General features: G+C 65.4%; 27 protein-coding genes and 1 pseudogene. 15 read left to right on the top strand and 13 right to left on the bottom strand.

Translation table 11 applies throughout. The features are described 5' to 3' along the window. The first annotated feature begins 26 nt into the window (after positions 1–26). The 5 genes from OVY29_RS08160 to OVY29_RS08140 all read left to right on the top strand — a co-directional run bounded on the left by OVY29_RS08160 (position 27) and on the right by OVY29_RS08140 (position 7,512). Complete coding sequence (locus OVY29_RS08160; RefSeq protein WP_313911160.1) at positions 27–3,143, top strand: TonB-dependent receptor domain-containing protein; 3,117 nt, start codon at positions 27–29, stop codon at positions 3,141–3,143. Between the two features lie 56 nt (positions 3,144–3,199). Continuing rightward, positions 3,200–4,108: a DUF4886 domain-containing protein gene (locus OVY29_RS08155; RefSeq protein ID WP_052182049.1), complete on the top strand. Its 909-nt coding sequence runs from the start codon at positions 3,200–3,202 to the stop codon at positions 4,106–4,108. A gap of 95 nt (positions 4,109–4,203) precedes the next feature. After that, positions 4,204–4,722 carry a hypothetical protein gene (locus OVY29_RS08150; protein WP_152567562.1) on the top strand — a complete coding sequence of 173 codons (519 nt, stop codon included), beginning with the start codon at positions 4,204–4,206 and terminating at the stop codon, positions 4,720–4,722. Next, positions 4,722–5,204: a DUF421 domain-containing protein gene (locus OVY29_RS08145; protein ID WP_037554029.1), complete on the top strand. Its 483-nt coding sequence runs from the start codon at positions 4,722–4,724 to the stop codon at positions 5,202–5,204. The genes OVY29_RS08150 and OVY29_RS08145 overlap by 1 nt, the downstream gene beginning before the upstream one ends. A 253-nt stretch (positions 5,205–5,457) precedes the next feature. Continuing rightward, on the top strand, positions 5,458–7,512 hold the full coding sequence (locus OVY29_RS08140) for a transglycosylase domain-containing protein (RefSeq protein WP_200880141.1): 2,055 nt from the start codon (positions 5,458–5,460) through the stop codon (positions 7,510–7,512). Between the two features lie 9 nt (positions 7,513–7,521). On the opposite strand, the gene OVY29_RS08135 is transcribed toward OVY29_RS08140, so the two are convergent. From OVY29_RS08135 to OVY29_RS08120, 4 genes are read right to left on the bottom strand one after another with little or no spacing between them, the layout of a single operon-like run. Continuing rightward, entirely contained in the window at positions 7,522–8,622 is a 1,101-nt protein-coding gene (locus OVY29_RS08135) for a DNA alkylation repair protein (RefSeq protein WP_037554031.1), read from the bottom strand. Between the two features lie 10 nt (positions 8,623–8,632). Beyond that, complete coding sequence (locus OVY29_RS08130) at positions 8,633–10,033, bottom strand: efflux transporter outer membrane subunit (protein ID WP_081932983.1); 1,401 nt, start codon at positions 10,031–10,033, stop codon at positions 8,633–8,635. Then, positions 10,026–13,190 (bottom strand): efflux RND transporter permease subunit, encoded by a 3,165-nt coding sequence (locus OVY29_RS08125; RefSeq protein WP_313911159.1) that lies wholly within the window; start codon positions 13,188–13,190, stop codon positions 10,026–10,028. Before OVY29_RS08125 ends, OVY29_RS08130 begins: the two co-directional genes overlap by 8 nt. 6 nt (positions 13,191–13,196) lie before the next feature. Then, a complete protein-coding gene (locus tag OVY29_RS08120; RefSeq protein WP_037554033.1) occupies positions 13,197–14,351 on the bottom strand; it encodes an efflux RND transporter periplasmic adaptor subunit in 1,155 nt (384 codons plus the stop codon). 140 nt (positions 14,352–14,491) lie between these two features. On the opposite strand from OVY29_RS08120, the gene OVY29_RS08115 reads away from it, so the two are divergent. From OVY29_RS08115 to rplA, 7 genes are all read left to right on the top strand, one after another. Beyond that, a complete protein-coding gene (locus OVY29_RS08115; protein WP_037554034.1) occupies positions 14,492–15,100 on the top strand; it encodes a TetR/AcrR family transcriptional regulator in 609 nt (202 codons plus the stop codon). A gap of 75 nt (positions 15,101–15,175) precedes the next feature. Continuing rightward, positions 15,176–16,522, top strand: coding sequence for an MFS transporter (locus tag OVY29_RS08110; RefSeq protein ID WP_037554035.1), 1,347 nt, complete (start codon positions 15,176–15,178; stop codon positions 16,520–16,522). A 158-nt stretch (positions 16,523–16,680) separates the two neighbouring features. Further along, positions 16,681–16,878 (top strand): preprotein translocase subunit SecE, encoded by a 198-nt coding sequence (gene secE / locus OVY29_RS08105; RefSeq protein ID WP_037554036.1) that lies wholly within the window; start codon positions 16,681–16,683, stop codon positions 16,876–16,878. A gap of 34 nt (positions 16,879–16,912) precedes the next feature. Next, complete coding sequence (gene nusG / locus OVY29_RS08100; protein WP_037554037.1) at positions 16,913–17,449, top strand: transcription termination/antitermination protein NusG; 537 nt, start codon at positions 16,913–16,915, stop codon at positions 17,447–17,449. Between the two features lie 99 nt (positions 17,450–17,548). Continuing rightward, on the top strand, positions 17,549–18,478 hold the full coding sequence (locus OVY29_RS08095) for an acyl-CoA thioesterase (RefSeq protein WP_052182050.1): 930 nt from the start codon (positions 17,549–17,551) through the stop codon (positions 18,476–18,478). Positions 18,479–18,633: 155 nt separating this feature from the next. Then, on the top strand, positions 18,634–19,065 hold the full coding sequence (gene rplK / locus OVY29_RS08090) for a 50S ribosomal protein L11 (RefSeq protein WP_037554038.1): 432 nt from the start codon (positions 18,634–18,636) through the stop codon (positions 19,063–19,065). A gap of 4 nt (positions 19,066–19,069) precedes the next feature. Continuing rightward, complete coding sequence (gene rplA, locus OVY29_RS08085; protein ID WP_037554039.1) at positions 19,070–19,768, top strand: 50S ribosomal protein L1; 699 nt, start codon at positions 19,070–19,072, stop codon at positions 19,766–19,768. An 81-nt stretch (positions 19,769–19,849) separates the two neighbouring features. Here the strand turns inward: rplA and OVY29_RS08080 are convergent, their stop codons facing one another. The 5 genes from OVY29_RS08080 to OVY29_RS08060 all read right to left on the bottom strand — a co-directional run bounded on the left by OVY29_RS08080 (position 19,850) and on the right by OVY29_RS08060 (position 22,755). Next, positions 19,850–20,509 (bottom strand): hypothetical protein, encoded by a 660-nt coding sequence (locus tag OVY29_RS08080; protein WP_313911158.1) that lies wholly within the window; start codon positions 20,507–20,509, stop codon positions 19,850–19,852. A 155-nt stretch (positions 20,510–20,664) separates the two neighbouring features. Beyond that, complete coding sequence (locus tag OVY29_RS08075) at positions 20,665–21,075, bottom strand: VOC family protein (RefSeq protein ID WP_037554040.1); 411 nt, start codon at positions 21,073–21,075, stop codon at positions 20,665–20,667. Beyond that, a complete protein-coding gene (locus OVY29_RS08070) occupies positions 21,072–21,719 on the bottom strand; it encodes a heme exporter protein CcmB (protein ID WP_037554042.1) in 648 nt (215 codons plus the stop codon). Before OVY29_RS08070 ends, OVY29_RS08075 begins: the two co-directional genes overlap by 4 nt. Next, positions 21,716–22,300: a heme ABC exporter ATP-binding protein CcmA gene (gene ccmA, locus OVY29_RS08065; RefSeq protein ID WP_037554064.1), complete on the bottom strand. Its 585-nt coding sequence runs from the start codon at positions 22,298–22,300 to the stop codon at positions 21,716–21,718. The genes OVY29_RS08070 and ccmA overlap by 4 nt, the downstream gene beginning before the upstream one ends. Before the next feature lie 23 nt (positions 22,301–22,323). Then, positions 22,324–22,755 (bottom strand): metallopeptidase family protein, encoded by a 432-nt coding sequence (locus OVY29_RS08060; RefSeq protein ID WP_052182051.1) that lies wholly within the window; start codon positions 22,753–22,755, stop codon positions 22,324–22,326. A gap of 51 nt (positions 22,756–22,806) precedes the next feature. Here OVY29_RS08060 and OVY29_RS08055 point away from each other — a divergent pair, with 51 nt between their 5' ends. From OVY29_RS08055 to OVY29_RS08045, 3 genes are all read left to right on the top strand, one after another. Next, entirely contained in the window at positions 22,807–23,094 is a 288-nt protein-coding gene (locus OVY29_RS08055; protein ID WP_037554043.1) for a 4a-hydroxytetrahydrobiopterin dehydratase, read from the top strand. 528 nt (positions 23,095–23,622) lie between these two features. Continuing rightward, the gene (locus OVY29_RS08050; RefSeq protein WP_313911157.1) at positions 23,623–23,751 is read left to right on the top strand and encodes a hypothetical protein; all 129 of its coding nucleotides are present in this window, start codon (positions 23,623–23,625) and stop codon (positions 23,749–23,751) included. Between the two features lie 184 nt (positions 23,752–23,935). Beyond that, positions 23,936–24,595 carry a hypothetical protein gene (locus OVY29_RS08045; protein ID WP_313911156.1) on the top strand — a complete coding sequence of 220 codons (660 nt, stop codon included), beginning with the start codon at positions 23,936–23,938 and terminating at the stop codon, positions 24,593–24,595. Between the two features lie 209 nt (positions 24,596–24,804). On the opposite strand, the pseudogene OVY29_RS08040 reads toward OVY29_RS08045, so the two are convergent. The 4 genes and pseudogenes from OVY29_RS08040 to OVY29_RS08025 form a co-directional block, all read right to left on the bottom strand. Beyond that, a pseudogene (locus OVY29_RS08040) lies at positions 24,805–25,051 on the bottom strand (zf-TFIIB domain-containing protein). 173 nt (positions 25,052–25,224) lie between these two features. Continuing rightward, positions 25,225–25,554: a DUF2218 domain-containing protein gene (locus tag OVY29_RS08035; RefSeq protein WP_037557539.1), complete on the bottom strand. Its 330-nt coding sequence runs from the start codon at positions 25,552–25,554 to the stop codon at positions 25,225–25,227. Continuing rightward, on the bottom strand, positions 25,554–26,105 hold the full coding sequence (locus tag OVY29_RS08030) for a PadR family transcriptional regulator (protein WP_409581476.1): 552 nt from the start codon (positions 26,103–26,105) through the stop codon (positions 25,554–25,556). Before OVY29_RS08030 ends, OVY29_RS08035 begins: the two co-directional genes overlap by 1 nt. A gap of 145 nt (positions 26,106–26,250) precedes the next feature. Next, the gene (locus OVY29_RS08025; protein WP_037557540.1) at positions 26,251–26,676 is read right to left on the bottom strand and encodes a helix-turn-helix domain-containing protein; all 426 of its coding nucleotides are present in this window, start codon (positions 26,674–26,676) and stop codon (positions 26,251–26,253) included. Positions 26,677–26,708 lie beyond the last annotated feature (32 nt).

Genomic DNA, 26,708 nt, shown 5'->3' with positions numbered 1-26,708 from the left:
AAGAACAAGATATGGGGAGTGAGACAATGAATATGACCAAAGCCCGCTGGGCCCGCCACAGCAGCCGCACCGTGCTGGTTCTCGCCGGCATCGGCGCTTTCGCCGCGCCACTCGCCGCGCAGGAAACGCCAGACGAAGCTGCTGCCGCCGCGGCGGCGGGCGAAGAAGCGATCGTCGTTACCGGAAGCCGCATCGCGCGCGAAACCTATGACACGCCGGCGCCGGTGATCGGCGTGACCTCAGAAGATTTGCTCGAAGCGGGCGATAGCGAACTCAGCGAGACGCTTGCCGACCTGCCGCAGCTGTCGTCGGCGAACAATGATTCGACGGTCACCGGCAACACGCAGAATTCGGGCCTCAGCTCGATCGAACTGCGTAACTTGGGCTCGAACCGCACGCTCGTCCTCATCGACGGCCGCCGCACCGTGTCGAACTCGGGGATCAGCAATCTCGTCAGCCTGTCGACGATCCCCAGCGATTTCATCGACCGGGTCGAGGTCATCACCGGCGGCACCTCGTCGGTCTATGGTTCGGACGCGGTCGCGGGCGTGGTCAACATCATCACCAAGAAGAATGAGCGCGGCCTGACGCTGCGCGCACGTGCGGGCATCACCTCGGAGGGCGACGGGCAGGAGCTGACGCTCGGCGCGACCTATGGCACGCGCTTCGCCGACGGACGCGGCTATTTCCTCCTCAGCGGCACCTATGACCGCGACTGGGGCATCCGCGCGGTCGACCGCGAATGGGCGGTGCGGCCGGTGTCCTACGATTATGATTTCGATAATGGCATCAACGAGTTCGAGGGGGTCTATATCAACGAAAACGGCGCGCCCGCCAGCGGATCGCGTCCTGCGTCCGAATTTCCGCCGCTGGTGATGAGCGATCTCAGCAGTTTCATTCCGGGCGGCGTGTTTTCGGGAGTCAGTTCGCGGCGCGACCGTTTTTACCGGAACGGCCAGCTCGCGCCGCTCGGCCCCGATGTCCAGACGGGCGAGCCGATCGGAGTGGGAACCACCGACGACGGCAACACGGGCTATTTCCTGCCCAATCGCGACGGCTACAACCAGCGCACCGGTCGCTCGCTGATCCTCGCGCGCAAACGCTATCTCGGCGCCGCCAAGCTCGAATTTGAATTTTCCGACGCGGTCGAGGCCTTCGCGCAGCTCCAATATTCGCGGATCACCTCGGGCGAAACGCGCGAATCGGTCGGTATCGGCTGGGATTCGACCTATCCGCTGACCGATCCGGTCACAGGCATCACGACCGAGGTCGAATATGGCAAGATCCCGTGCTTGCGTAATGGCCCCTGCAATCCCTTCGTCCCCGCCGAACTGCGCGGCAACGAAACGCCGTCCTCCGGCGTCGGCATCGCCTGGGATCGCCGCTTCGACGAGGTCGGCGGCCAGATCACCGAAAACAAGCGCGAGACGATCCGCAGCTGGGCGGGCCTGCGCGGCAAGATTTCGGACAGCTGGAACTGGGAAGCGAGCTTCGGCTACGGCCAGTACAAGCAGGACCAGTGGCGCCGGAACGAGATCAACGGCGTCAACCTGACGCAGGCGCTCGATGCCGAAATGGGAGCCAACGGGCCGCAATGCGCCGACGCCGACGCGCGCGCCGCGGGCTGCGTGCCGATCAACCTGTTCGGCGAAGGAGCGATCACGCCGGAGGCGGCGGCGTGGATCCGCGCCGACTTGCATCAGGAGCTGACGATCCGCCAATATACCGGCCAGGCCTTCGTCACCGGCGAACTCTTCCAGCTTCCCGCCGGTCCGGTCGGCGCCGCCTTCGGCATCGATTACCGCAAGGACAGCCAGGAACTCACCGGCGACCTCCTGTCGCAAACGGGCGGAACGACGGGCAACGCGGTGCCCAATTTCGGCGGCTCGATCCGCGCGCTGGAAGGCTATGGCGAAGTCAGCGTGCCGCTCCTCCGCGACGCGCCGGGCGCCTATCTGCTTAGCGTCGATGCCTCGGCGCGCGTCGCCGACTATAATATCGACAATGTCGGGACGGTGTTCAGCTGGCGCGGCGGCGTTCAATATGCCCCGATCCCCGATATCCGCTTCCGCGCGCAATATGCCCGCGCCCAGCGCGCGCCCGACATCGCCGAGCTTTATTCGCCGCCGCGCGGCAATTTCGAGGCCGCGAACGATCTCTGCGACGGCGTCACTCCGACGACGGCGGGGCGGATTGCGGCCAATTGCCGACTCGATCCCGGCATTCAGGCGCTGTTCGCGCAGCAGGCGGCCGACAATGTAACGCAGCAATATTCGCAGGCGGGCAACAACCTCTACAGCCCCAACGGCGGCAACCTCGACCTCAAGGAAGAAACCGCCGATACGCTGACGCTCGGCGCCGTGATCGCGCCGCGTTTCGTGCCCGGCCTGACGATCGCGGTCGATTATTACGACATCCGCATCAAGGACGCGATCGACGCCTATTCGAACCGCGACATCCAGCTGCAATGCTATGACACCGACGTGCCGCAGGCGGACAACCCCTTCTGCGCCGACATCACGCGCAACGCGAACAACGGCCAGATCGTCGAGCTGGTCCAGCGGCAGGTCAATCTGGCGCGCTTCGACACGCAGGGGATCGACGTCGCGTTCAACTATCGCTTCCGCCTCGACGACGCGCTCGGCATTCCCGGCCGCTTCGACCTGCGCTACGACGGCACGCATGTGCTGAAGCAGAAGGTGCAGTTCCAGGGCGTCGACGGGACGGTCACCAACGATCTTGCGGGCGACCTTGCCGAAGGCAGCTTCAAATATCGCGCGCGCGGCTCATTGAGCTGGAAGCTCGACAATTTCCGCATTCGCTGGACGACGACTTATTACGGCAAGATCAACGACAGCAATTCGCTCGCCGATCAATATGCGGCGCTCCTCGAAACCAACCCGAATGCCGAGGTGCCGATTTTCCTCAACATCGGCGACGTGTGGGAGCACGACCTGTTTATGTCGTTCGATATCGACAGCGGCGGCAAGGAATTCCGCCTCTATGGCGGGGTGAACAATCTGTTCAATTCGACCAGCCCCTTCCTGCCGAGCGGGACCGAGAGCGGTCGCTTGACCAACCAGAACGGCGTCTATGATATTGCCGGACGCCGCTTCTATGTCGGTGCGACGGTGAAATTCTGATGGGAAATGCAATGCAAAGAGCTTCGGGGCTTCGATCCACTGGACCCCTGAAGGCCATGTCGGGAGCGGTGCTGCTGATGCTGGCAGGGTGCGCGCCCGGCCAGGCGGTCGCCAGCACCGCCCCGCATGGTGAAGCTGCCGCGTCGGCGGCCGAGGCCAAGGCGGCGCCGAAAACGATCCTTTTCATCGGCAACAGCTTCACCCAAGGCGCGCATTCGGCGGCGCGCAACTGGCGCGCGGGGTCGGTCACCGACCTCAACAATGCGGGTTACGGCGGCGTGCCCGCGCTGTTCAAGCTGTTCACCGAGCAGGCGGGGCTCGACTATCGCGTCAGCCTGGAAACGCAGGGCGGCAAGACGCTGGGCTTTCATTATGACGAGCGGCGCCAGCGTTTCGACCGCGCGTGGGACGTCGTCGTGCTGCAGGAATATAGCACGCTCGACCGTGAACGGCCCGGCGATCCCGCCGAATATATCCGCAATGTCGGCCGCCTCGCGGCGCTGTTCAAGGCGCGCAATCCCGCGGTCGACATCCGCCTCGTCGCGACCTGGTCGCGCGCCGACCAGGCCTATAAGCCCAAGGGGCATTGGTATGGCAAGCCGGTGACGGCGATGGCCGAAGACCTTCGTGCCGCCGCCGACCGCGCGCGGTCCGCCAACCCCGCGGTCGCGGGCGTGCTGCCGGTCGGGCAAGCGTGGAACCGCGCGATGACGAGCGGGGTCGCCGACCCCAATCCCTATGACGGGATCGGTTATGACCAGCTCGACCTTTGGGCTTACGACCATTATCACGCGAGCGTCGCGGGTTATTATCTCTCGGCGCTCGTTACCTTCAGCGCGGTTACGGGGATCGATCCCACGACGCTGGGTCCGAAGGAAAAGGGCGCCGACGAACTCGGTCTGTCGGATGCGCAGGCGACGGCGCTCCAACGCATCGCGCGCGACACGCTCGCGAACGCCGCCTAGATAACACTGCCGACCACCGAACCCGCGGGAACGAACCGCCGCGCCAAGCGTCCAATATGGGCTCTCGGCCGGTCACGGCCGGGCAGGAGGATGGGATGCAAGCGCTCGAAGGACTGGAGGATGCGAAGCCGTCGCGCCAGCGTTTCTGGGACCGGCACGCCAGCCCGATATCGATCCTCCTCCTCGGCAGCCTGCTGCTGGCCGCCGTCCTTGGTTTAACCGGCGGCCAGCCGAGCCCCCCGCGCACCGCCGATTTCGGCGCCGCCCGCCTGACCGTGAAGACGCCGGTGATCATCCGCAACGGCGAATTCTTCGAAACCGACGTCACGCTGACCGCCAACGCCCCGCTCGACGATGCGGTGATCGCGGTGACTCCGGCGCTGTGGCACGACATGACGGTCAACACGATGATCCCGGCGCCGGCCGAAGAGAGCTTCGAGGACGGATATTTCCATTTCTCCTACGGCCCGCTCGACGCCGGTGAGCGGTTGCAGGTCAAGATCGACGGCCAGATCAACCCCCCGCTGTTCGCGGGCACGCGCGGCGAGATCGCGGTGTTCGACGGCGACCGGCCCATCGGTGCGATGCCGCTGAGGATAAAGGTGCTTCCCTGATGGATATCGTCCTTCGCGCCACCGTGATGTTCTTCGTCCTGTTCCTGCTGATCCGCCTGCTCGGCAAGCGCGAGCTCGGCCAGATGACGCCGTTCGAATTCGTCGTTCTCGTCGTGCTCGGCGACCTGATCCAGCAGGGCGTGACGCACAATGATTTCAGCCTGACCGGCGCGACGCTGGCGATCTGCACCTTCGCCTTCTGGGCGCTGGTCCTCAGCTGGACCGCCTATCTGGTACCGCGCGCGAAGGATTTGCTCGAAGGGACGCCGCGGGTGGTCGTTCGCGACGGCCGGATCGTGACCGAGAACCTGCGCCGCGACCGGCTGACGCGCGACGAAATCCTCTCCGAAATGCGGCTCGCCGGGATCGGTCGGCTCGCCGACGTCGCCTGGGCGATCCTCGAGCCGCAGGGCAAGATGAGCTTTATCAAGAAGGACCATGGCGGCGCGCGGCAGCAGGATCGCGACGATCCCGCCGACTAGACCCATTGCGCGAAATCCGAAGCTTCCGCATCCCCGAGCGAAGACGAGGGGCTCGTTCGAGCGGAGCGAGAACCGCGTAACCCCGCAGCCTCGACTTCGCTCGGCATAGCCCCTCGTCTTCGGCCAAAGGCCGAAGTTTATCCTGAGCGTCCGTCAGGGCAGTCGAAGGGCTCGGGGATGCGGATCAGATTTAGCCGCGCCCGCCCCAATCCATTTGCTTATGCTGTATTGGGGCTGTAATACGGCCCCGAGCATGACCTGGTTTCGTAAACCCGACGGCCCCGACCCCACCCTCGCGATGATGCCGCCGGATGGGCGCTTCGCCGACATGGCGCCGCCCCCGCAGCCGCCCGTTCCCGAAACGCGGCGGCGCAAATGGATGCGCCGCATTTCGCGCGGCTTCGCCATTTTCTGCGTCACCTTCCTCCTGCTCGTCGGCTGGCTCGCACTCACCGCGCCGCTGTCGAAATCGCTCGAACCGATCGCGCCGCCGCAGATCACCTTGCTTGCTTCCGACGGCACGCCGATCGCGCGCACCGGTGCCATCGTCGATGCACCGGTCGAGGCGAAGAAGCTTCCCAAACATGTCACCGGCGCCTTTCTCGCGATCGAGGACCGGCGCTTCTACAGCCATTGGGGCATCGACCCGCGCAGCATCGCGCGCGCGGTGTGGAGCAATGTCACCGGCGGCCGGACGCAGGGCGGCAGCACGATCACCCAGCAGCTCGCCAAATTCACCTTCCTGACGCCGAAGCGGACGCTGGGCCGCAAGGCGCGCGAGGCGCTGATCGCCTTCTGGCTCGAAGCCTGGCTGACCAAGGACGAGATTCTCGAACGCTATCTCTCGAACGCCTATTTCGGCGACAACACCTATGGCCTGCGCGCGGCATCGCTTCATTATTTCTACCGCCATCCCGAAAAGCTGACCCCCGCGCAGGCGGCGATGCTGGCCGGGCTGGTGCAGGCGCCGTCGCGCCTCGCGCCGACGCGCAATCCCGATCTTGCCGAAAAGCGCATGAAACTCGTCCTGAACGCGATGGTCGACACCGGCGCTATAACCGCGGCCGAAGCCAAGGCGATCCGCACCCCGCGCATCGACGTGCGCACGCGCAATACGCTGCCCACCGGCACCTATTTCGCCGATTGGGCGCTGCCCGCCGCGCGCAAATTGAGCGATGTCGGTTATTCGCGCCAGACAATCACGACGACGCTCGACGCGCGGCTGCAATCGATCGCGCGCCGCGTGACAGGCCGCGCGGGGCTCGGCAAGGCGCAGGTCGCGCTCGTCGCGATGCGCCCGAATGGCGAGGTGGTCGCAATGATCGGCGGCAAGGATTACGCCGCTTCGCCCTTCAACCGCGCGACGCAGGCGCGGCGCCAGCCGGGTTCGACCTTCAAGCTCTTCGTCTATCTCGCGGCGCTCGACGCGGGCTGGGAACCCGACGACCGGATCGACAACAGCGCGATCGAAACCGGCTCCTACCGCCCCAAAAATTCGGGCGGCGCCTATTCGAAGGACATCAGCCTCGAAGACGCCTTCGCCTCGTCGAGCAATGTCGCCGCGGTGCGCCTGTTCGGCGAAGTCGGCGACGAAAAGGTGATCGCGATGGCGCGCGACCTGGGCGTCACCGCGCCGCTGCCGAAGGGCGACCCCAGCCTCGCGCTCGGCACGTCGAGCATGACCCTGCTCGAACTGACCGCCGCCTATGCCGCGGTCGCGGCGAACAGCTATCCGGTCGAACCGCACGCGTTCAAGGAGGCCGAAAAGGGCTGGTTCGAAAATCTGGTATGGGGGCCGTCGCGCTTCGGGTCGAGCGAGCATGAGGATATCGAGACGATGCTGCGCGCCGCGGTCAATCGCGGCACCGGCCGCGCCGCGCGGTTGCCGCAGGCCAATTATGGCAAGACCGGCACGACGCAGGACAATCGTGACGCGCTGTTCGTCGGCTATGCGAACGACCTCGTCGTCGGGGTGTGGATCGGCAACGACGACAATACACCGCTTCGGGGCATATCGGGCGGCGGCATGCCCGCACGCATCTGGCGCGACTTCATGACCGAGGCATCGGGCCGGAAAGCTGCGCCGCGACCCCGACGCGCCGATCCCGCGGGTCCGGTCGAACCCCTCGACATCCCCGATATCGGCGACATCCCGGTCGGCGACCGGACGCGCGTGGGGATCGAGGACGGCGACGCCGTGATCTCGACCGAGGTGGGCGGTCGCCGCATCGACCTGCGCCTGCCGATTCAGGACCGCACGCCCGAACCGGTCGAGGTAGAGCCGCCGCCGGTGACGACGCCGCCATAGGCGGGGGCCTCAGCTCGGTACCAGGTCGAACGCCGCGGTCGCCATCGTCCGGCCGTTGACGATCAGCTCGACCTCATGCCGCCCCGGATGATGGCGCCGCGTGCTGAAATCGCGGATCGTCTGGTTGATACGGAGGGTGGCGGTATCGCCCGCCGCGAGTTCGAAACTCTTGAGCTTGAACACCTTGGGCGCGGTCTTGCCGCCCGCGCGGGCGTAATGAATGCGGTAATCGACGACCAGCGGTTGATTGTCAGGCGAATCCGACAGGATTTCGGCGCCGATCGCGATCCGGTCGCCAAGGCGCACCGTCGCGGGAACGATGGCGAAATCGCGCACGCGCACCGCCGCGCCATGGCCGACGCCGATCAGCGCGAGCGCGCCGGGGTCACCCTGCTTGATCAGCGTGCGCAGCGCGTGGCGGACGATCCATGCCGTGCGTGCATCCTCCTGCGGCCAGCCGGCGAGGCGCGCGAGCAACCATTCGGGCCGGTCCTTGGCGATGTCGTTCAGATGGTTGGCGACCGATTTGCGGACATAAAGGCTGGGATCGGCCTTGAGCGCCTCGAGGATCGGCGCCGCCAGCGTCGGATCGGCCCTGAGCGCCGGCACGCGCGCCGCCCACGGCAGGCGCGGCCGCGCGCCCTCGCTCGCGAGCCGGCGGACATGATCGTCATCGCTGTTCTTCCAGCGGGTCATCGTCGCCAGCGCGCGCGCACTATCGGCCACCAGAAAGGGGCGGATCGCGAATTCGGCGGAGCCGAAGCGCGTCAGGTCCGCGAGCGCATCCATCGACGCATCGAAGTCTGCAAGCCCGTGGCGCGCGACATATTCGCTGATCGCGATCGCCTGGAATCCGTGGGTCAAGCGTGGAGCCATCGCGCGGAGAACATCAAGGCGGTCCGCATATGCGCCGGGCAGCGCCGGATGGAGCGCGTCTGCGATATGCCGCACGCGCTCCATGATCGACAGCGCCTCAAGCCCGTGCGACGCCGCGCGCAGGAAGGCACCGCGGTCGAAGCGCGCGGCCGCCGCCGTCCCCGCATCGGCGATCGTCTCCAGCGCCTGAGGCCCGAGAATATCCTTCAGCAGAGCCGGGGCATCGGCGCTCATAATGCCGGCCTCAGCGGCGCTCGACCAGCCCGCCGCCGAGCGCGACGTAGAGCGTGACCAGATTGTCGACCTGCGCGCGGCGGAGTTCGATCAGCGTCTGTTCGGACGCGAACAGATTGCGCTCGGCGTCGAGCACTTCGAGATAGGTCGAAACGCCTTCGCGATACCGCTTGCGCGCAAGGTCGGCGATCTGCCGCGTCGCGAGCGTGCCGCGCTCCTGCGCCTCGACCTGTTCGGCGAGGTAGCGGCGCCCGGCAAGCGCGTCGGCGACCTCGCGAAAGGCGCCTTGCACGGTGCGCTCATAGGTCGCGACCGCGATATTCTCGCGCGCCTCGGCGACGGTCAGATTGCCCTTGTTGCGTCCGAAATCGAAGATCGGCAGCGTGATTGACGGGCCGAAACTCCAGCCGAAACCGTCGTCGCTGAACAGATTGTCGAGCGACCCCGACGCGAAGCCGAGATTGCCGGTCAGCGAGATCGACGGGAAGAAGGCCGCGCGCGCGGCGCCGACATTGGCGCGCGCGGCGCGCAGCCGTTCCTCGGCCGCGACGATGTCGGGACGCGCGACGAGCAGGTCCGACGGCAGCCCGGCGGTCAGCGCCGGCGATTGCGCCTGCGCGACGAGCGGCAGCGGCGCGGGCAGGGGACCCGCGACGGGCCCGCCGGTGAGCACGGCGAGAAAATTATCGGCCTGCGCCTTGCCGAGCTTCAGGCTCGCGAGCTGCGTCTCGGCCTGCGTCAACAGCGTCTCCGACTGGCGATAGTCGAGCGCCGAGGTCACGCCGGCGTCAAGGCGGCGTTTCGCAATGCGCAGCCCTTCCTTGCGGCTCGTCACCGTGGCTTCGGCGAGCTCGATCTGCTCCTCGGCGCCGCGCGACGAGAAATAGGTCGAGGCGACGTCGCGCACGAGCGCGAGGCGGAAGGCGCGCTCGGCTTGTTCGGTCGCGAGATACTGGCTGCGCGCGGCTTCGGACAGATTCTTGACCCGCCCCCAGAAATCGAGCTCGAACGAGGTCACGCCGACGCCGACCGAATAGCGGTTGGTGGTCGAGGCCCCGGTGCCCGGGACCAACTGGCTGCGCGAGCGCGTCGCATCGGCGCTCGCGCCCACGGTCGGCAGGCGATCGGCGTCCTGGATGCGGTAGAGCCCGCGCGCTTCCTCGATCTGCGCCACGGCGACGGCGAGGTCGCGGTTGCGGGTGATCGCCTGCTCGATCAACACCTCGAGTTGCGGGTCGGCAAAGAAGTCGCGCCATGCGACGTCGGCCGCCCGCTGGCCGAGCGTCACGTCGCCGGCGAATTCGGCGGGATAGTCGGTGGCAGTCGACAGCGGCGGGCGCTCGTGCTTCGGTGCCATGTTGACGCAGCCGGCGAGCGTCGTCGCCGCGGCGAGCGCGATCAGGTTACGCATGGCCGGGCTCCTCATGATGGCCTTTTTCGGCGGGGGCAGGGGGCCGCTTGCGGCTCAGCCATTTGCGCACCGACAGATAGAAGAGCGGGATGAAGAAGATGCCGAGCAACGTCGCGGCGATCATCCCGCCCATCACGCCCGAACCGACCGCGATGCGGCTCGCGGCGCCCGCACCGCTCGCGATGACGAGCGGCACCATGCCGAGGATGAAGGCGAGGCTGGTCATGATGATCGGACGCAGGCGCAGCTTGACCGCTTTCATCACCGCATCGAGCGTCGATTTGCCTTCGGCTTCCTGCTCGATTGCAAATTCGACGATCAGGATCGCGTTTTTCGCCGCAAGCCCGATGATCGTGATCAGGCCGACGTTGAAATAAATGTCGGCCGACAGCCCGCGCAGCATCGAGAAGAGCACCGCGCCGAGCACGCCGAGCGGCACCACGAGCAGCACCGCGACCGGCACCGACCAGCTTTCGTAAAGTGCGGCGAGCAACAGGAAGACGACGACGAGCGACAGGCCGAGCAACATGCCGATCTGGCCCGCCGACTGCTTCTCTTCATAGGAAATGCCGGTCCATTCGAACGCGAAGCCGGCCGGAAGCGCGCCTGCGAGCCGCTCCATCTCGGCCATCGCCTCGCCGGTCGACTGGCCCGGCGCGGGCTCGCCCGAGATCGTCATCGCGGGATAGCCGTTATAGCGCTGGAGCTGCGGCGCCTCGGCCGACCATTCGGCGGTGCTGAACGAGCCGAAGGGCACCATGCCGCCGTTCGCGCTGCGCACGCGCAGATCGAGCACGTCCTGCGGCGTCATGCGGCTCGCGGCGTCGGCCTGGAGCAGCACGCGCAGCACGCGGCCTTCGCGGGTGAAGTCGTTGGCATAGGCGCTGCCGAAGCTGATCGCGAGCGTCGCATTGACGTCGCCGATCGACAGGCCGAGCGCGCGCGCCTGGATGCGGTCGATGTCGAGCTTCAGCACCGGCGCATCCTCCTGCCCCTCGGGGCGGACGTTGGCGAGCAATTTGCTCTGCATCGCGCCGCCGAGGATCTGGTTGCGCGCGGCGATCAGCGCGTCGCGCCCGTTGCCGCCGCGGTCCTGCAGCTTGAAGGTGAAGCCGCTCGACGTGCCGAGTTCGGGGATCGACGGCGGGCTGAGCGAGAAGACGAACGCTTCCTTGATGCCCATGAAGGTGCCCATCGCCTTGCCCGCGATCGCATCGGCGCTGTTTTCCTTCCCCGGGCGGTCCTCCCAGGGTTTCAGCGGCGTGAACATGATCGCATTCGCCTGACCCTGGCCAAAGAAGCTGAAGCCGTTGACGAGCACGATGTTGGCGACCTGCGGCTGTTCGGCGAAGAAGGCCTTGACCTGCTTCGTCGCCTCGCCGGTGCGCTGCGTCGTCGCGCCCGGCGGCGCCTGAATGACGGTGATCAGATAGCCCTGATCCTCCTGCGGCAGGAAGGAACCCGGCAAGCGGAAGAAGAGCAATGCGGTCACCGCGACCATCGCGACGAAGACGCCGAGCCAACGCAGCGGCGCCGCCAGCATCTTGCCCACGCCGCCTTGGTAGCGGTCGGTGGTGCGCCCGAACCAGTCGTTGAAGCGGCCGAAGAAGCGGTCGAAAAATGCCCCGATCCGTCCCTTGCGCGCGGTCTGGTCGTGCGGTTTCAAGAGCGTCGCGCAGAGCGCAGGCGTGAGCGTCAGCGCGAGCAGCGCCGAAAAGGCGATCGAGATCGCGAGCGTCATCGAGAATTGGCGATAAATGCCGCCGGTCGATCCGGGGAAGAAGGCCATCGGGATGAACACCGCGATCAGCACCAAAGTGATGCCGATGATCGCCGACGTGATCTGTCCCATCGCCTTCACCGTCGCCTCATACGGCGGCAGATGTTCCTCGTTCATGATGCGCTCGACATTTTCGATCACCACGATCGCATCGTCGACGAGGATACCGATCGCCAGCACCATGCCGAACAGCGTCAGCACGTTGATCGAGAAGCCGAACATCCACAGGCCAAGGCACGCGCCCGCGAGTGCGATCGGCACGACGACGGTCGGGATCACCGTCGCGCGCCAGTTCTGGAGGAACAGGAACATGACGAGGAAGACGAGCAGCATCGCCTCGGCCAGCGTCTTTACAACCTCTTCGATCGACAGGCTGATGAAGGGAGTCGTGTCATAGGGGATCGACCAGGTGATGTCGGGTGGGAAGCCCTTCGAAAGCTCGTCCATCCGCGCGCGAATGCCTTCGGCGGTCGACAGCGCGTTGGCGCCGGGGGTCAGCTGGACCGCGAGACCCGCCATCGGCTTGCCGTTGAGTTCGGATGAAAAGAGATAGCTCGCCGCGCCCAGCTCGACGCGGCCGACATCGCCCAGCGTCACCGCCGACCCGTCGGGATTGGCGCGCAGGATGATGCTTTCGAACTGCTCGGGCTTGGTGAAGCGGCCCTGCGTCGTGATCACGGCGTTGAGCTGCGCGCCCTTGGCGAGTGGCTGGTCGCCGAGCTGGCCGCCCGGCGTCTGGCTGTTCTGCTCCTGCACCGCGCCCAAGGCTTCGGCGGCGGAGAGGTTGTAGGACGCGAGCTTTTGCGGATCGAGCCAGATGCGCATCGCATATTCGGGGGCAAAGGCCTGGACGTTGCCGACCCCGTTTACGCGCCTGAGCTCGTCGAGCACGCGGGTGTTGGCGAAATTGTTGACCTCCATCGGGTCGGTGTCGCCGCTCTTCGACGTGATCGCGACGATCAGCAGGAAGCCCGAATTGGCCTCGGTCACCGAAATGCCCTGGCGACGCACATCCTCGGGCAGGCGCTGCTCGACGCGGCGCAGGCGGTTCTGCACCTCCATCTGCGCATTGTCGATGTCGGTCCCCGCCTCGAAGGTCAGGGTGATCGAGGCGGTGCCATTCGATTCGCTGGTCGAGGCCATATAGAGGAAGCCCTCGACCCCGTTCAGTTCCTGCTCGATGACCTGCGTGACATTCTGTTCGAGCGTGCCCGCGTCGGCGCCCGGATAGGTGACGCTGATCGTCAGCGACGGCGGCGCGACCGACGGATATTGCTCTACGGGCAGGCCGCGCAGCGCGATGATCCCGGCCAGCAGGATGCCGATGGCGATGACCCAGGAGAAGATGGGCCGGTCGATGAAAAAGCGGGGGGTCATGTCAGGTCAGCGCTTCGCCGCGGGGGTTGACGCCGTTCCCTTGGGCTGCGCGACGCGGACGGGCGCACCCGGCTGCACCTTTTGCAGCCCGTCGACGATTACCCGGTCGCCGGGCTTCAGCCCGTCGAGGATCGCCCACTGGCCCGCGACCATCGTACCCAGCTTGACCGGGCGCGGCGTCGCGACATTCTTGGCGTCGAGCACCATCACGCTCGCCGCGTCCTCCGCCAACTTGACCGCGCGCTGCGGGATCAGCACGCCGTTGGCGCGATTGCCCGCAAAGATGCGTGCGCGGACGAACTGGCCGGGAAGCAGCGCCGAATTGGGATTGGGAAATTCGGCGCGCAGCGCCGCGGTGCCCGTCGCTTCGTCGATCGAGAGGTCGAGGAAGTCGAGGTGGCCGACGACCGGATAAGCGGTGCCGTCCTCGAGGATCAGCTGGACCTCGACGCGTTCGAGCTCCGGCACGCTCACCTTGCCCGATCCCATGTCGCCGCGGATCGCCAAAAGGTCGGAACTCGACTGGCCGAAATTGACATAGACGCGGTCGATTTGCTCGATCGTGGTCAGCAGCGTGCCTTGCGACGCGCTCACCAGCGCACCCTCGGTAACCTCGGCGCGGCGCGCGCGGCCCGAAATCGGCGCGGTGACCGACGCATAGCCGAGGTTGAGGCGCGCCGATTCCAGATTGGCCTGTGCGGCCGCCACATCGGCTTCGGCGGTGCGCTGCGCGGCGACCGCTGCGTCATATTCCTGCTTGCCGATCGCCTGGTCGGCGAGCAACGGCTGGTAACGGCCGACGACCTGCCGGGCGTTGGCGGCGGTCGCCTGCGCACGGGCAAGCTGCGCGCGCGCCGCATTGGCGGTCGCGATCAGCTCGCGCGGGTCGATCCGGAACAGCGGCGTCCCGGCGCGCACGTAGCTGCCCTCGTTAAACAGCCGCCGCTCGACGATGCCGTTGACGCGCGCGCGGACTTCGGACGTGCGATACGCCTGAACCCGGCCGGGCAGTTCGATCACGTTCGGCACGGCTTGCGTGCGGACGGTCACGATATTGACCTCGGGCGGCGGGGGCGCGGGGGGCGCCTCGGACGAGCAGGCGGCCAGCAAAAAAGCCAGCGCAGCGCCGGCGGCGCAGCTGAGAGGACGGACGCGACTCATAAGGACCCCTGAAAAATCGCAGTTGTGCGGGATTGTTATATACGCAAAAGCTTGCGCTGAGGGGTCGTGTAATTTAAATTACAGAAAAGGGCAAGAGAGGGGGGGCATAATTGGGCACGCCGGAATCGACTTTATGTCAAATGGATAGGTATTCTTCACCACGCGAACGGCGGCAAAGCGCCATTCTCGACGCCGCCGAGTCGCTGTTTCTCGAACAGGGCTATGAACGCACCAGCCTTGCCGAGATCGTCAAGCGCTCGGGCGGCTCGCTCGCGACGCTCTATGAACTGTTCGGTAACAAGCAGGGGCTGCTTCGCGCGATCGCGACGCGCTGGTGCGACGAAGCCATGCTCCGGTCGCTCGATGACGATGCGATTCGGGGACTGTCGAGTGTCGACATCCTGAAGCGTTACGCGCATCGCCAGAAAGAGCTGATGGAATCGCCGCACGCTGTCGGCCTGATGCGCATGCTGATCTCCGAAAGTCTGCGCGACCATGAATTCGCGATGCAGATCTACCTCGACCTTCATGTGCCCGCGCTCGAGGAACTGATCGAACTGTTCGCCGAATGGGCGGCCACCGGCAAGGCCGAGATCGACCGCCCGGACGCCGCCGCGCGCCTGTTCTTCGATATCGTCGTCGGCGATTCGATGTTGAACACCTTGATGGGGATCGAGGTTGAATGGCTCGATAGTGAACAGATTGACTGGCGCCTCCAGCCGTTCCTGTCGCACTTCAAGATTCGGTAGGCGACCCGCCGGTTGTTGTTGACACAATTGTAAATAGCTGAAAGCTTGCGGCTTCCGTTTCGGGAGCGTCGCATCTTGGCCAGTACCGCCCTGCCATCGGCCGCCCCGGCCGACGAAACCTCCGATCTGCGGCCGCGCGCCGTCGCGGCCTATGCCGCCACCGCGGGGCCGACGGTTATGCTCGGCCTGCCGTTCAGCGTCTATCTGCCGCCCTATATCGCCGAGGGCGGGGCGATTTCGGTCGCGCTGGTCGGGCTGCTCTTTTCGCTCACGACGATCTGGGACGGCGTGGTCGATCCGCTGATCGGCACAACGGTCGATCGCGTTCGGACCGGGCTCGGCGCGCACCGGCGCTGGATGTTGCTTGCACTGCTTCCCCTGTCGCTGCTGCTGCTTGCGCTCGTGACCGTCGGCAACCAGCTACCCTTTGCGGCGCTCTTCCTGATAATGGTGCTCTTTTACTCAAGCTATAGTCTCTATGAGGTGGCGCAATTGTCGTGGGGCTCCGCGCTCGTTCGCACGCCGGCCGACAGCGCGCTTCTCTATGGCATGCGCGACTGGTTCGCGAAGATCGCGCTGATCCTCGCTTTCGCCGCGCCTGCCGCGGCGCAGCTGCTTATTCCGGGGCTCAGCCTGCAAGGGCGGATCATCGCCTACGCCAGCCTCTTCCTCCTGCTGGTGCCGATCGCGCTCTTGGCGATCCGCCGCGTGCCGCCGCGGACGGTGGTGGCCGAAGCCGGCTTCGGATGGCGGCATGAAATCCGGACGTCGCTGTCGTTCCGTCCGTTGATGCTGCTGCTCGGGGTACAGTTCCTCAACAGCTTCGCCTTCGGGTCGCTGACGTCGCTCTTCGTCTTCTTCGCCGCCGCGGTGCTCGACCTCGATGCGCAGAGCGCCGTTCTGCTGTTTGCGAGCTTCATTGGCGGGGCGCTCGCGTCTCCGATCTGGACCTTCCTCGCGCGCCGCTTCGGCAAGCCGCCGATGATGATCGCGATGGGGCTGCTGATCTCCAGCCTGCTCGTCGCGACGCTGGCGCAGCAGCCGCGCGGGCTGGGGCAGGCGGTCGGCTTTTCGCTGATGCTCGGCACCGGCTTTGTCGGGCTGCTCTTCACTTATTCGATACTCGCCGACCTGATTCCGCGCGATAGCGAGCGTTGCGGGCGCAATCGGTCGGCCTTCCTCTTCGCGCTTTTGAACCTGATGGCCAAATTCGGCGTCGCCGCCGCGATCGCGGTCAGCTATGCGGCGCTCGACCTCGTCGGCTTCGACCCGCAAAACGGCAAGGCGGCGGCGCGCGAGCTGCACCTGATCTTCGCGCTGCAACCGACGACCGCGTGGATTCTGATGGTCGGCCTCTTGCTCTGGATGCAGCGCGAATTCACCCGTGCGCCCGCGCTTGCAATCGCGGCGCTGCCCAAGTAAAGGCCGCTTCATTCGGACAGATGCGCCGTTCCCCTTCCGCCTTTCGCCGACATGCTCGGGGAGGGTGGGCGGACACTTGCCCAAAGCGCGCTTGACGCGTGGGCGGCGGCAACCCATCTGGCCCGGATCATTGACGCTATTAGGACAGGACGATCGACATGGCCAAGACCAGCCCGGCTGAGTTCATCAATCAGGTGCGCGCCGAAGCTCGCAAGATCGTTTGGCCGACGAGCCGCGAAACGGTGCAGACGACGATCATGGTGCTGATCATGACGACGATCCTTTCGCTCTTCTTCCTTGGCGTCGACACGGTTTTCAACGCGATCGTCAGCTGGCTGACGTCGCTCGCGCGCTAACGCCCGCGGTTACAGGGACAGGATACGGATAGACATGGCGCGCTGGTACATCATTCACGCCTATTCGGGTTTCGAGAACAAGGTTCGCGATTCGGTGCTTTCCGAAGCCGAACGCATGGGCCTCACCGACTTCGTCGAAGCGGTCGAGGTGCCGGTCGAGACCGTCACCGAGGTCAAGCGCGGCAAGAAGGTCCAGGCCGAGCGCAAATTCTTCCCCGGCTATGTCCTCGCCAAGCTGACGATGACCGACGACGTCTATCACCTCGTCAAGAACACGCCGAAGGTCACGGGTTTCCTCGGTTCGTCGGGCAAGCCGCAGGCGATCAGCGAGGCCGAAGCCGCGCGCATCCTCAACAGCAAGGAAGAGGCGGCGGCGCGTCCGAAGACCGAAATCCGCGTCGATTATGAAATCGGCGATCAGGTCAAGGTGCTCGACGGTCCCTTTGCCAGCTTCAACGGGCTGGTCGAGGAACTCGATTTCGAAAAGGCGCGGGTCAAGGTGTCGGTGTCGATCTTCGGTCGCGCCACCCCGGTCGAACTCGACTTCGAACAGGTCGAACGCTTCAAGTAACGTCGCCCCCGCGAAGGCGGGGGCCGTCGGCAGCCTTGCGCTATGTCGACAGCGGCCCCGCCTTCGCGGGGGCGACGGATCAGGGGTTAGGCTGTCGTCATGACCATACTCACGCCCGAAGAGCTGCAGGCGCGCCTCGATCTTGCGCGCGAAATCAACAGCAGCACGCCCGCCGACAAGGTCGTCGGCGCGGTGGCCCGTCTGTTCGATCTCGACGCCGTGCCCGGCCTCGACGACGAATTCACCTTTCCCGCGCGGCCGACCACCTCGCGCGACCGGATTTTCGGCGGGCAGGTCATCGCGCAGGCGATGACCGCCGCCGCGCGCACGGTCGATCCCGACAAGCAGGTGCATTCGCTGCACGCCTATTTCCTGCGCGGCGGCGACGAGACCAAACCGCTGCACTTCCGCCTCCACCGCGACTTCGACGGCCGCAGTTTTTCGAACCGCCGCGTCGTCGTGCGCCAGGACGGCAAGGTGATCTTCAACCTGACCGCCTCGTTCCAGCTGCCTGCGGAAGGGCTGTCACATCAGGTTCCGATGCCCGAGCTGCTGCCGCCCGAGGATTGCTGGGATTTCACCGACTTCATCGCGGCCGACCCGCATATCTCGGACCGCCAACTCGCGCATATGGCACGCAGCCGCCCGTTCGAGGTGCGCAGCTTTCGGCCGCCCGCCGCCGAAAAGGCGACGCAGCATTATCAGTGGTTCCGCGTCGCGTCGCCGATCGGCGACGACCCGCTGCTCCACCGCGGCTTTCTCGCTTTCGCGTCGGACATGGGGCTCTTGTCTTCGGCGATGCTGCCGCACGGCGTCAGTTTCTGGACGCCCGGCATGGTGTCGACCAGCCTCGATCATGCGATGTGGTTTCACGGTGACGTTCGCGTCGACGACTGGTTCGTCTTCGTGATGGACAGCCCGTGGACGGGCGGCGACCGGGGGCTGTGCCGTGGATCGATCTATCGCCGCGACGGCACGCTGATGGCCACCGTCGCGCAGGAAGGCCTGATCCGCTACCGCCCCCAATAAGGCTTGTTTTTCGGCGCCTTTGGTCTTATGGGCGCCGCTTCGCATCAGACAAGGTTGCGATTCCGCGCGGGAGGAAGGCGTGATGCCCTTCTGTTCGACCGCTTATTTTGAGCTCTGGATCGCGGTCCGGGGCGACAGAAAGAAAGGAGGCCATCATGGCCAAGAAGATCAGCGGCTACATCAAGCTGCAGGTGCCCGCCGGCACCGCCAACCCGTCGCCGCCGCTCGGGCCGGCGCTCGGTCAGCGCGGCGTCAACATCATGGAATTCTGCAAGGCGTTCAACGCCGCGACCGATGGCATGGACAAGGGCACGCCCACGCCCACCATCATCACCGTCTATGCGGACAAGAGCTTCTCGTTCGTCACCAAGACGCCTCCGGCGACCTATCTGATCAAGAAGGCTGCGAACCTCAAGTCGGGTTCGAAGGAACCCGGCAAGATCAGCGGCGGCAAGATCGCCCGTTCGAAGCTAGCCGAAATCGCCGAGATCAAGATGAAGGATCTCAACGCGAACGATCTCGAACAGGCGACGAAGATCATCGAAGGCAGCGCCCGCTCGATGGGCCTCGAAGTGACGGAGGGCTGAACCCATGGCTAAGCTGACCAAGAAGCAGAAGGCCCTCGAGGGCAAGGTCGATGCGCTGAAGCTCCACGGCGTCGACGAAGCGATCAAGCTGGTGCGCGAGCTGGCGACCGCCAAGTTCGACGAAACGCTGGAAATCGCGATGAACCTGGGCGTCGATCCGCGTCACGCCGACCAGATGGTCCGCGGCGTCGTCACGCTGCCCGCCGGTACCGGCAAGGACGTCAAGGTCGCGGTCTTCGCGCGCGGCGACAATGCCGAAAAGGCGCTGGCCGCCGGCGCCGACAAGGTCGGTGCCGAAGACCTGATGGAAGACATGCTCGCGGGCAACCTCGACTATGGCCGCGTCATCGCGACGCCGGACATGATGGGCATCGTCGGCCGCCTCGGCAAGACGCTGGGCCCCAAGGGCCTGATGCCGAACCCGAAGCTGGGCACCGTGACCCCGAACGTCGCCGAAGCCGTGAAGGCCGCAAAGGGCGGTCAGATCGAATTCCGCGTTGAGAAGGTCGGCATCATCCACGCCGGCCTCGGCAAGCTGTCGTTCGGCGAGGAAAAGCTCCGCCAGAACTTCGACGCCTTCGTCGACGCGATCGTCAAGGCGAAGCCGTCGGGCGCCAAGGGCAAGTACGTCCGCAAGGTCGCGCTGTCGTCGTCGATGGGTCCCGGCGTGAAGGTCGACACGGCCGACGTCGCCGGCGCCTGATCGCAAGCGCATATGACTTAGGGAAGGGCCGGGGGAAACTCCGGCCCTTTTCTTATGTCGGCTATGGGGTGGGAAGCGGACCTACTCAGCGAACGCTTCGTTCCCGATAAAACCCAGCCCAAAACCCGCAACAGACGCCGTTGCTATCAGGCAGGATATCGCCTCGTCGTCCTCGGCTCTTGGTGGCAGGGGAATCTTTCGAAGCCATTCGGGACTGACGGTGCGGGGGCCGTATTCTGATTGCAGAGCTCCCTTAGCGGCTGGCCCACAAAACATCTCCAGCTTTCCGGAGAACGCCGCTTCATCCGTTTCACCGGCTCGAAACTTTGGCACCTTATCGAGAAGGCCCCGCGACGACAGCCAAGCGACCGCGTGCTCTTGATAAGCTGCTGAATATTTGGCGGCTCTTATCTCATCGAAATCTTTCTGAAGCTCCGGTTGCAACTCGACATCGTGATATCCGGCAGCCGTTTCGATGCAACGGAGTTGCGCTTCTGTCGCATCACGAACGGTGAGAACATAAGACTGCAGGAGATCGTCATATCGGATATCGACTGCGCCCGCGCCACATTGGGTGATTTGTTCAGCGGCGGTTTGGGGGCTGGTCAACGCCGCAAGCTCCGGCGTGTCAGAAACCGACGATAACCACAGAATCGCTATCGAAGATATTGTCGCAGAAAAGTTCATAAGCGGAAGCATCGCATGGGCGACCAATGTCCGCAATCGGTCGAATGCCGTCATCCGCCATAAATCGCTTTCCTAAAAAATATCGACATGATCTACGCTGTTGGATGACGCCGATACCAAAGCCCTGTTCCATCGATCGCCGTCGCGGTTATCGCCTTGTTCGCGCGCGCATGGGGGCGTCAACTTCGTCAACTTTCGCGCGCCGGCAATCAGGCCGACCGACGAAACTCGATCAAATCCCACTTGTTGCCATAAAGGTCGAGGAAGACCGCGACGGTACCATAGTCGGCTTCCAGCGGTTCGCGCTCGATCCGCACGCCCTTGTCGAGCAGGCGCTGGTAATCGCGGACGAAATCGTCGGTTTGCAGGAACAGGAAGACGCGCCCGCCCGACTGGTCGCCGACGAATTTCGCCTGTTCCTCGTTCGCCGCCCGCGCCAGCAGGATCGTCGCCCCGCCTTCGGGATTGCCCGGCGGAGCGACGAGCACCCAGCGCTTGTCCTGCGCCGGCTGATACTCGTCGGCGATCAGCGTGAACCCCAGAACCCCGACATAAAAGTCGATCGCCTCGTCATAATCGCGCACGACCAGCGCGATATGCGCAAGCGACTGGCGCGTCATTCGCGCAGCCCCCGCATCGCCGCGCCCGCCGCGAACGGCCCGATCACGGTCAGCAGAAGACTGACCGCGGCCAGCAGCTTGATTGCGCCGCGCCCCGACGGGTCGAGCATTCCTGCGCCGAAAATCAGCATCGGCACCGCGAGCGGCAGGACGAGCAGTCCGCCGATCGCGCTGCCGCCCTTGTGGTTCGCGGTCAGCGAAGCGCTCAGTACCGCGAGCGAGGCCAGTGCCGGGATGGCAATCGCGATCCCCGTCGCGAGCAGTCCGACGCGCTCCGCATCCTGCGCCAGCAGCGCCGACGCGGGGAACAAGGCGATCATCAGCGGCAGCCCAAAGCCGGCGGCGTGCGCAGCGATCTTGACCGCCGCGATCAACTCGTCGGCGAAACCTCGCACCGCAAGCTGGTCGAGCACGCCCGCCTCGCGGTCGGGTCGCACCAGCCGGTCGATCGGCAGCAGCGCCGCCAGCAAAGCCGCAACCCATACCATGCCGCCGCCTGCGCGGCGCAGCAGCGGCGCGTCCGGCCCTACCGCAAAAGGAAAGGCGGTCGCGACAAGCAGGAAAAACATCACCGGCAACCACAGCGCCCCGCTGCCCCACGCGCGCCGCAGGTCGCGCCAGAAAAGAGCGATGAGCGCGGTCAAGCGAGCGCCCCCATGTCGAGTTCGGCCAAGTCCGGAATGCCGAGCGCGAAGTGCGACGCGAGCAGCACCGCGCCGCCGTTTGCCCGGTGCTTCGCGATCGCCGCAATCAGTCGCGCTTGTGCGGCATCGTCCATGCCGTTCGCGGGTTCGTCGAGCAGCCAGATCGGCGCGCCGCTGGCGATCACGCGCACCATCCCGGCGCGCTTGCGTTGCCCGGTCGACAGCATCGCCACTGGCACGTCGGCGAGCGGCGTCAGCGCCATGTCATCCATCGCGCGGTCGACGGCATGGCCGTCGACCGTATCGACGCGCGCCCAGAAGTCGAGGGCGCGCCGCAAGGGCAGTTCAGTGTCGAGTGCGCTGGCTTCGTCGATCAGCGCGACGCGCTCGCGGCGCTCGACCGTGCCTGCGGCTGCGCCCAGAAGCCCGGCGGCGAGGCGGATCAGGCTCGACTTGCCCGCGCCATTGGGGCCGCGCAGCCACAGCGCGTCGCCGCGGTCCAGCGTCAGCGACAGGCCTTCGAACAGCAGCCGGTCGCCGCGAATACAGGCGACGTCGTCGAGCAGCAAAAGCTCGGCCACGCCACCCGCGCGCGGAGGCGCGCTCACGCCATGCGCTCCAGCGCGTGCATATCGTCGTCGGAGAAGCCGAAATGATGGCCGATCTCGTGGATCAGGACATGGCGCACCAGCCATTCGAGCTTTTCGCCCGTCTCGATCCATTCGACGAGGATGGGAATGCGATAGAGGGTGACGCGGTCGGGCATCCCGCCGCTTTCGCCGATGCTGCGCTCAGTCAGCGGGCGGCCTTCGTACAGGCCGGTGAGATCATAGGGGTGCTCGATGTCGAGCGAGGCGAGCACGTCGTCGTCGGCGAATTCCTCGATCGAAATCACCACGCCCTCGATATGCGGCTTGAACACATCGGGCATGGTTGCGAGCGCCGCCTCGGCCATCGCGAACAGCGCGTCGGCGTCGGGGGCGGTTCCGGTCCATGCGCCGGGCAAGTCGGGGGGCAGGCTGCTCTTGTCGCTCATCGCGCCCTTCCTTATGGCGAGCGCACGGCATTGACCAGCGGGAGAAAAGATATGGTCCAGAAACTCGACGACACCCAGCGCGCCGCGCTGCTCGTCCGCTTTCCCGAATGGACGCACGAACCGTCGCGCGATGCCATCACGCGCCGGTTCACATTCGCCGATTTCGCGCAGGCCTTCGGCTTCATGACGAGCGTCGCGATCGTCGCCGAAAAAATGGATCATCATCCTGAATGGTCGAACGTCTACAACCGCGTGGACATCCTGCTGACGACGCACGACGCCGACGGCCTGTCCGAACGCGACGCGAAGCTGGCGGAGGCGATCGAGGCGCTGGTCTGAGGGGGGCGGGTCGGTTTGCGGCCATTGAGAGAAGAAAGCCCTCCCCCTTCAGGGAGGGGCTGGTGGGCTCATCAGCTTTGCGCAGCGTCGATAGACCACCCCACTACGATCAGGCAGCGTTGCCTGGTGTTGCCCTCCCATGGGAGGCCAAATTGCCGCAACGACAGCTCACCACCCCAAAGCCGTCATCCGCCACTAACCGGCTCCCGCTTCCACCACACGTCTTGCGCTCACCCCCACGCCCTTACAAGCAGCCCAACATATTCCAGATTCCAAGTGTGGTTCCCGCCGCATGACCGACAGCCTGTTTCGCCGCAAACCGATCGTGCCGGAACGGCAGGAGGGGAGCAGGCACTGGCGCGAACGCTGGCTGGCTTCGGCCTGATCGCACTCGGCGTCGGCGCGATCGTCGGCACGGGAATCCTGACGCTGATCGGCGTCATGCCGACAAGGCGGGCCGGCGGTCATCCTTTCCTTCGCCATCGCCGGGCTGATCTGCGCCTGCGCCGCGCTCGCCTATGCCGAAATATGACGATGATCTTGCCCGCGCGCCTATACCATAGCTATGTCGTGATCGGCGAACCATCGCATGGATCGTCGGGTGGAGCCTGGATCTCAGAATATTCGCTCGTCGTCAGCGCGGTCGCGGTCGGCTGAGTCAATATGCCGCGCCGCTGCCCAGGCGTGGGCGGGCTTCCGATGGCGTTGATGCAAGGGCCGGAGCTTGGCGCATCGTCAACCTGCCGGCGATCGCGATTATCGCGGTATCGCGGGATTGCCGTCGGCACGCGCGAGAGCGTACGCTCAACGCGCTGCTCGTGCTGGTCAAGATGCGCTTGTCGTGTTCGTCGCGGTCGCATTGCCCGCGTTCGACGCCGCCAATCCGGAACCGTTCAGCCCCTATGGCTTCGCGAAGCATATGGGCTCTGACGGCGTCGAGCGGCGTGATGGCGCGGCGGCGATCATCTTTTCGCTTTCACGGCTTCGACGCGATCGCGACCGCGGCCGAGGTGAAGCGAAGAATCCTGATCGCGACCTCAAGATCGGCATCGTTGGCTCGATGATCGCCTGCGTCGCTATATATCTATATCGCCGCCGTCGCGGTCGCCGCGGTGGCGCGCGATCACCTATACGCTTCGCCAACAGCCCCGAACTGCTCGCGCTGATCCTGCGCGAACTCGGCAGTCCGCCGCCGCGCATAATATCCGCTGGCTCGGCGGTCATCGCGCTGCCGACCGTGATCCCCGCTTTCTTCTTATGGGCAGAGCCGCATCTTCTTCACCATGGCGCGCGACGGGCTTGCTGCTCGCGGGCCTTGCGAAGCTTTCGCGCGGGCACGCCTGCAGGCCGCATCACCATCTTCACCGCGATCGTCGCGGTGCTCGCGGGCTTCATTCCGCTCGGCGAACTTTGCCGCGCTCGCCAACGCCGGAACGCTCGCCGCCTTCACCGCGGTGCGTCGGTGTGCATGTCGACGGCTAGCGCCGCCTGCGGCGCCTGACGCACCGCGCACCTTCCGCGCGCCGCTGCCATGGTGGTCGGCGGCATCGCCGCCTGGCTGCACGCATCTCTCTTCAGCCTGCCGGTGCAGACGCAGCCTGGTTCATCTTATGGAATATCGAGTCTCGGCGTCTATTTCACGCGCACCGAAATGCGGTGAGGGTTATGGAGATCCTTCGTCGCCCCCTGCCTTCCGGGGGGCGACGACTTTTAGTCGAACAATCTTCGCTGAGTGGCTTTCCTTCGGTAATTCTTCTTGTACGGCTGGCTATAATGGCGGTCGTCATAGCCATCGCTCGCGATATTCGGGCCGGTGGCGGGAGGGGCCGACGCGTCCAGGGGCGGGGGCGCTCGTTGCTTCGCTGCGCTCGATGATCTTGTCGAGTTCGCCGCGATCGAGCCACACGCCGCGGCATTGCGGGCAATAATCGATCTCGATCCCCTGCCGTTCCGACATCGTCAAATTCACGCGGCAGGTCGGGCAAAGCAGGCCTTGGGGCTCGGGCACGGATATTCCTTTCTTTGTAACGGCGCCAACGGGGGCGGCGCTGGTCCAACGTGCCATCGCGGGCTTGCGTTCCGCAAGGGCGCAAGGCCCGCTCCGGCCAGGGTGGCGGAGCGGGCCGGGTTTCAGGCGGGTTTCCAGTCGAACGCCAGCGGGGCTTCGCGAAAGGCGAAGCGGTCGAGGTGGCGTGCGACGACGCCCGTCATCGCTTCGGCGTGCGCGTCGCTGCTCGCGTCGATACGGACCGACAGCGTGTCGATGCCCGCATCGAAGGTGACGAGCGCATCGCCCGTCCAGGTGGCGCCGCGCGCATCCTTGGGGAAGGTAACGGTGCCATGCTCGGGCGTGAACTCGACCGCCAAATTGTGTTGCCAATGCTTGCACAACTGCTGCAGATATTTGCTCGCGTGGGCGGTCGGGACTTGGGCGATCAAGCCAAAAGAGGACGGCGTCATCACAGACGCTCGATCTTCTGCGCCGCCTCGTCGATCAGGGCGACGATCTCGTGCAGCGTCGCTTCTTGGAGGTCGCGCTCGCCCAGCCGGTTCATCAGCACGGCCTTCAGATTGCCCATCGCGCGGCGGACCGAGGCGCTGTCGGTGCGCTGGCGTTCCTCACCGATTTCGGTCAGGCGTGCGATCAGCCGTTCGGCGAGTGCGACGTTGGCCTCGATCTCGGTGCGCCCGGCGTCGGTGATCGCGAACAGCTTCTTCGCGCCTTCGCTCTGCAGCGCCTCGATCAGTCCCATGTCGTCGAGCAGGGTGAGGGTGGGATAGATCACGCCGGGGCTCGGCGCATAGGCGCCTCCGGTCAGCTCCTCGATCTGGCGGATCAGGTCATAGCCGTGGCGCGGCTCGTCGGCGATCAGCTTGAGCAGCACGAGTCGCAGCTCGCCGCTGTCGAACATCCGCCGGCGCCGTGCGCCGCCATCGTCGTCATGGCCGTGGCGCCCGCCAAAGCCGCGACCACTGAAACCGCGACCGCCACGGTGCATACCGTGGCGCATCGCGCGGATGGCATGGCGCTCTTCGCACCCGTGCCGGTTCATTCCATGTCGCATCTTAAACTCCTTCGTACGATTAGATGTATCTAAGATATATCTTATATTAGTTTTGACAAGAGGCCGGATTGTCTTTGGTATTAAGAATTAGTCAGCGGTTGATGCGGTTCGCGGGCGGCGTGAAAGCCCCGTCGGCAGCAGCCTTCAATATTTTGCGGAATGTCGGGCACTCCATATGGCTTGGCGCGCGGCATGCGGCCGCATGGCGAAGCCCGTCGCGCATCGCCACGAGGCGGCGGATCGTGCGATCGATGTCGTCGGCCTTCGTCGCAAGCGTGGCACGGTCGATCCTGGGTGCGCCCTCGGGCGTAAACATGCCCGCCATCTCGTCGAGCGAAAAACCGGCGGCGCGGCCAAGCGCGATCAGCGCGAGCCGATCGAGAATCGCGGGATCGAACAGGCGCCGCAGCCCGCGCCTGCCGATCGAGGCGATCAAGCCTTTTTCCTCATAATAGCGTAGCGTTGATGCCGGAACTCCAGAGCGTCGGGCAACTTCGGCAATGTCCAGTGCAGTCATGCTTGACCTCAAGTCGACTTGAAGTGGCAGAA

The sequence above is a fragment of the Sphingopyxis sp. SE2 genome (assembly GCF_032227185.1).
In the GTDB taxonomy this organism is placed as follows: Bacteria; Pseudomonadota; Alphaproteobacteria; order Sphingomonadales; family Sphingomonadaceae; genus Sphingopyxis.
This window is presented reverse-complemented; position numbering and strand designations above follow the sequence as displayed.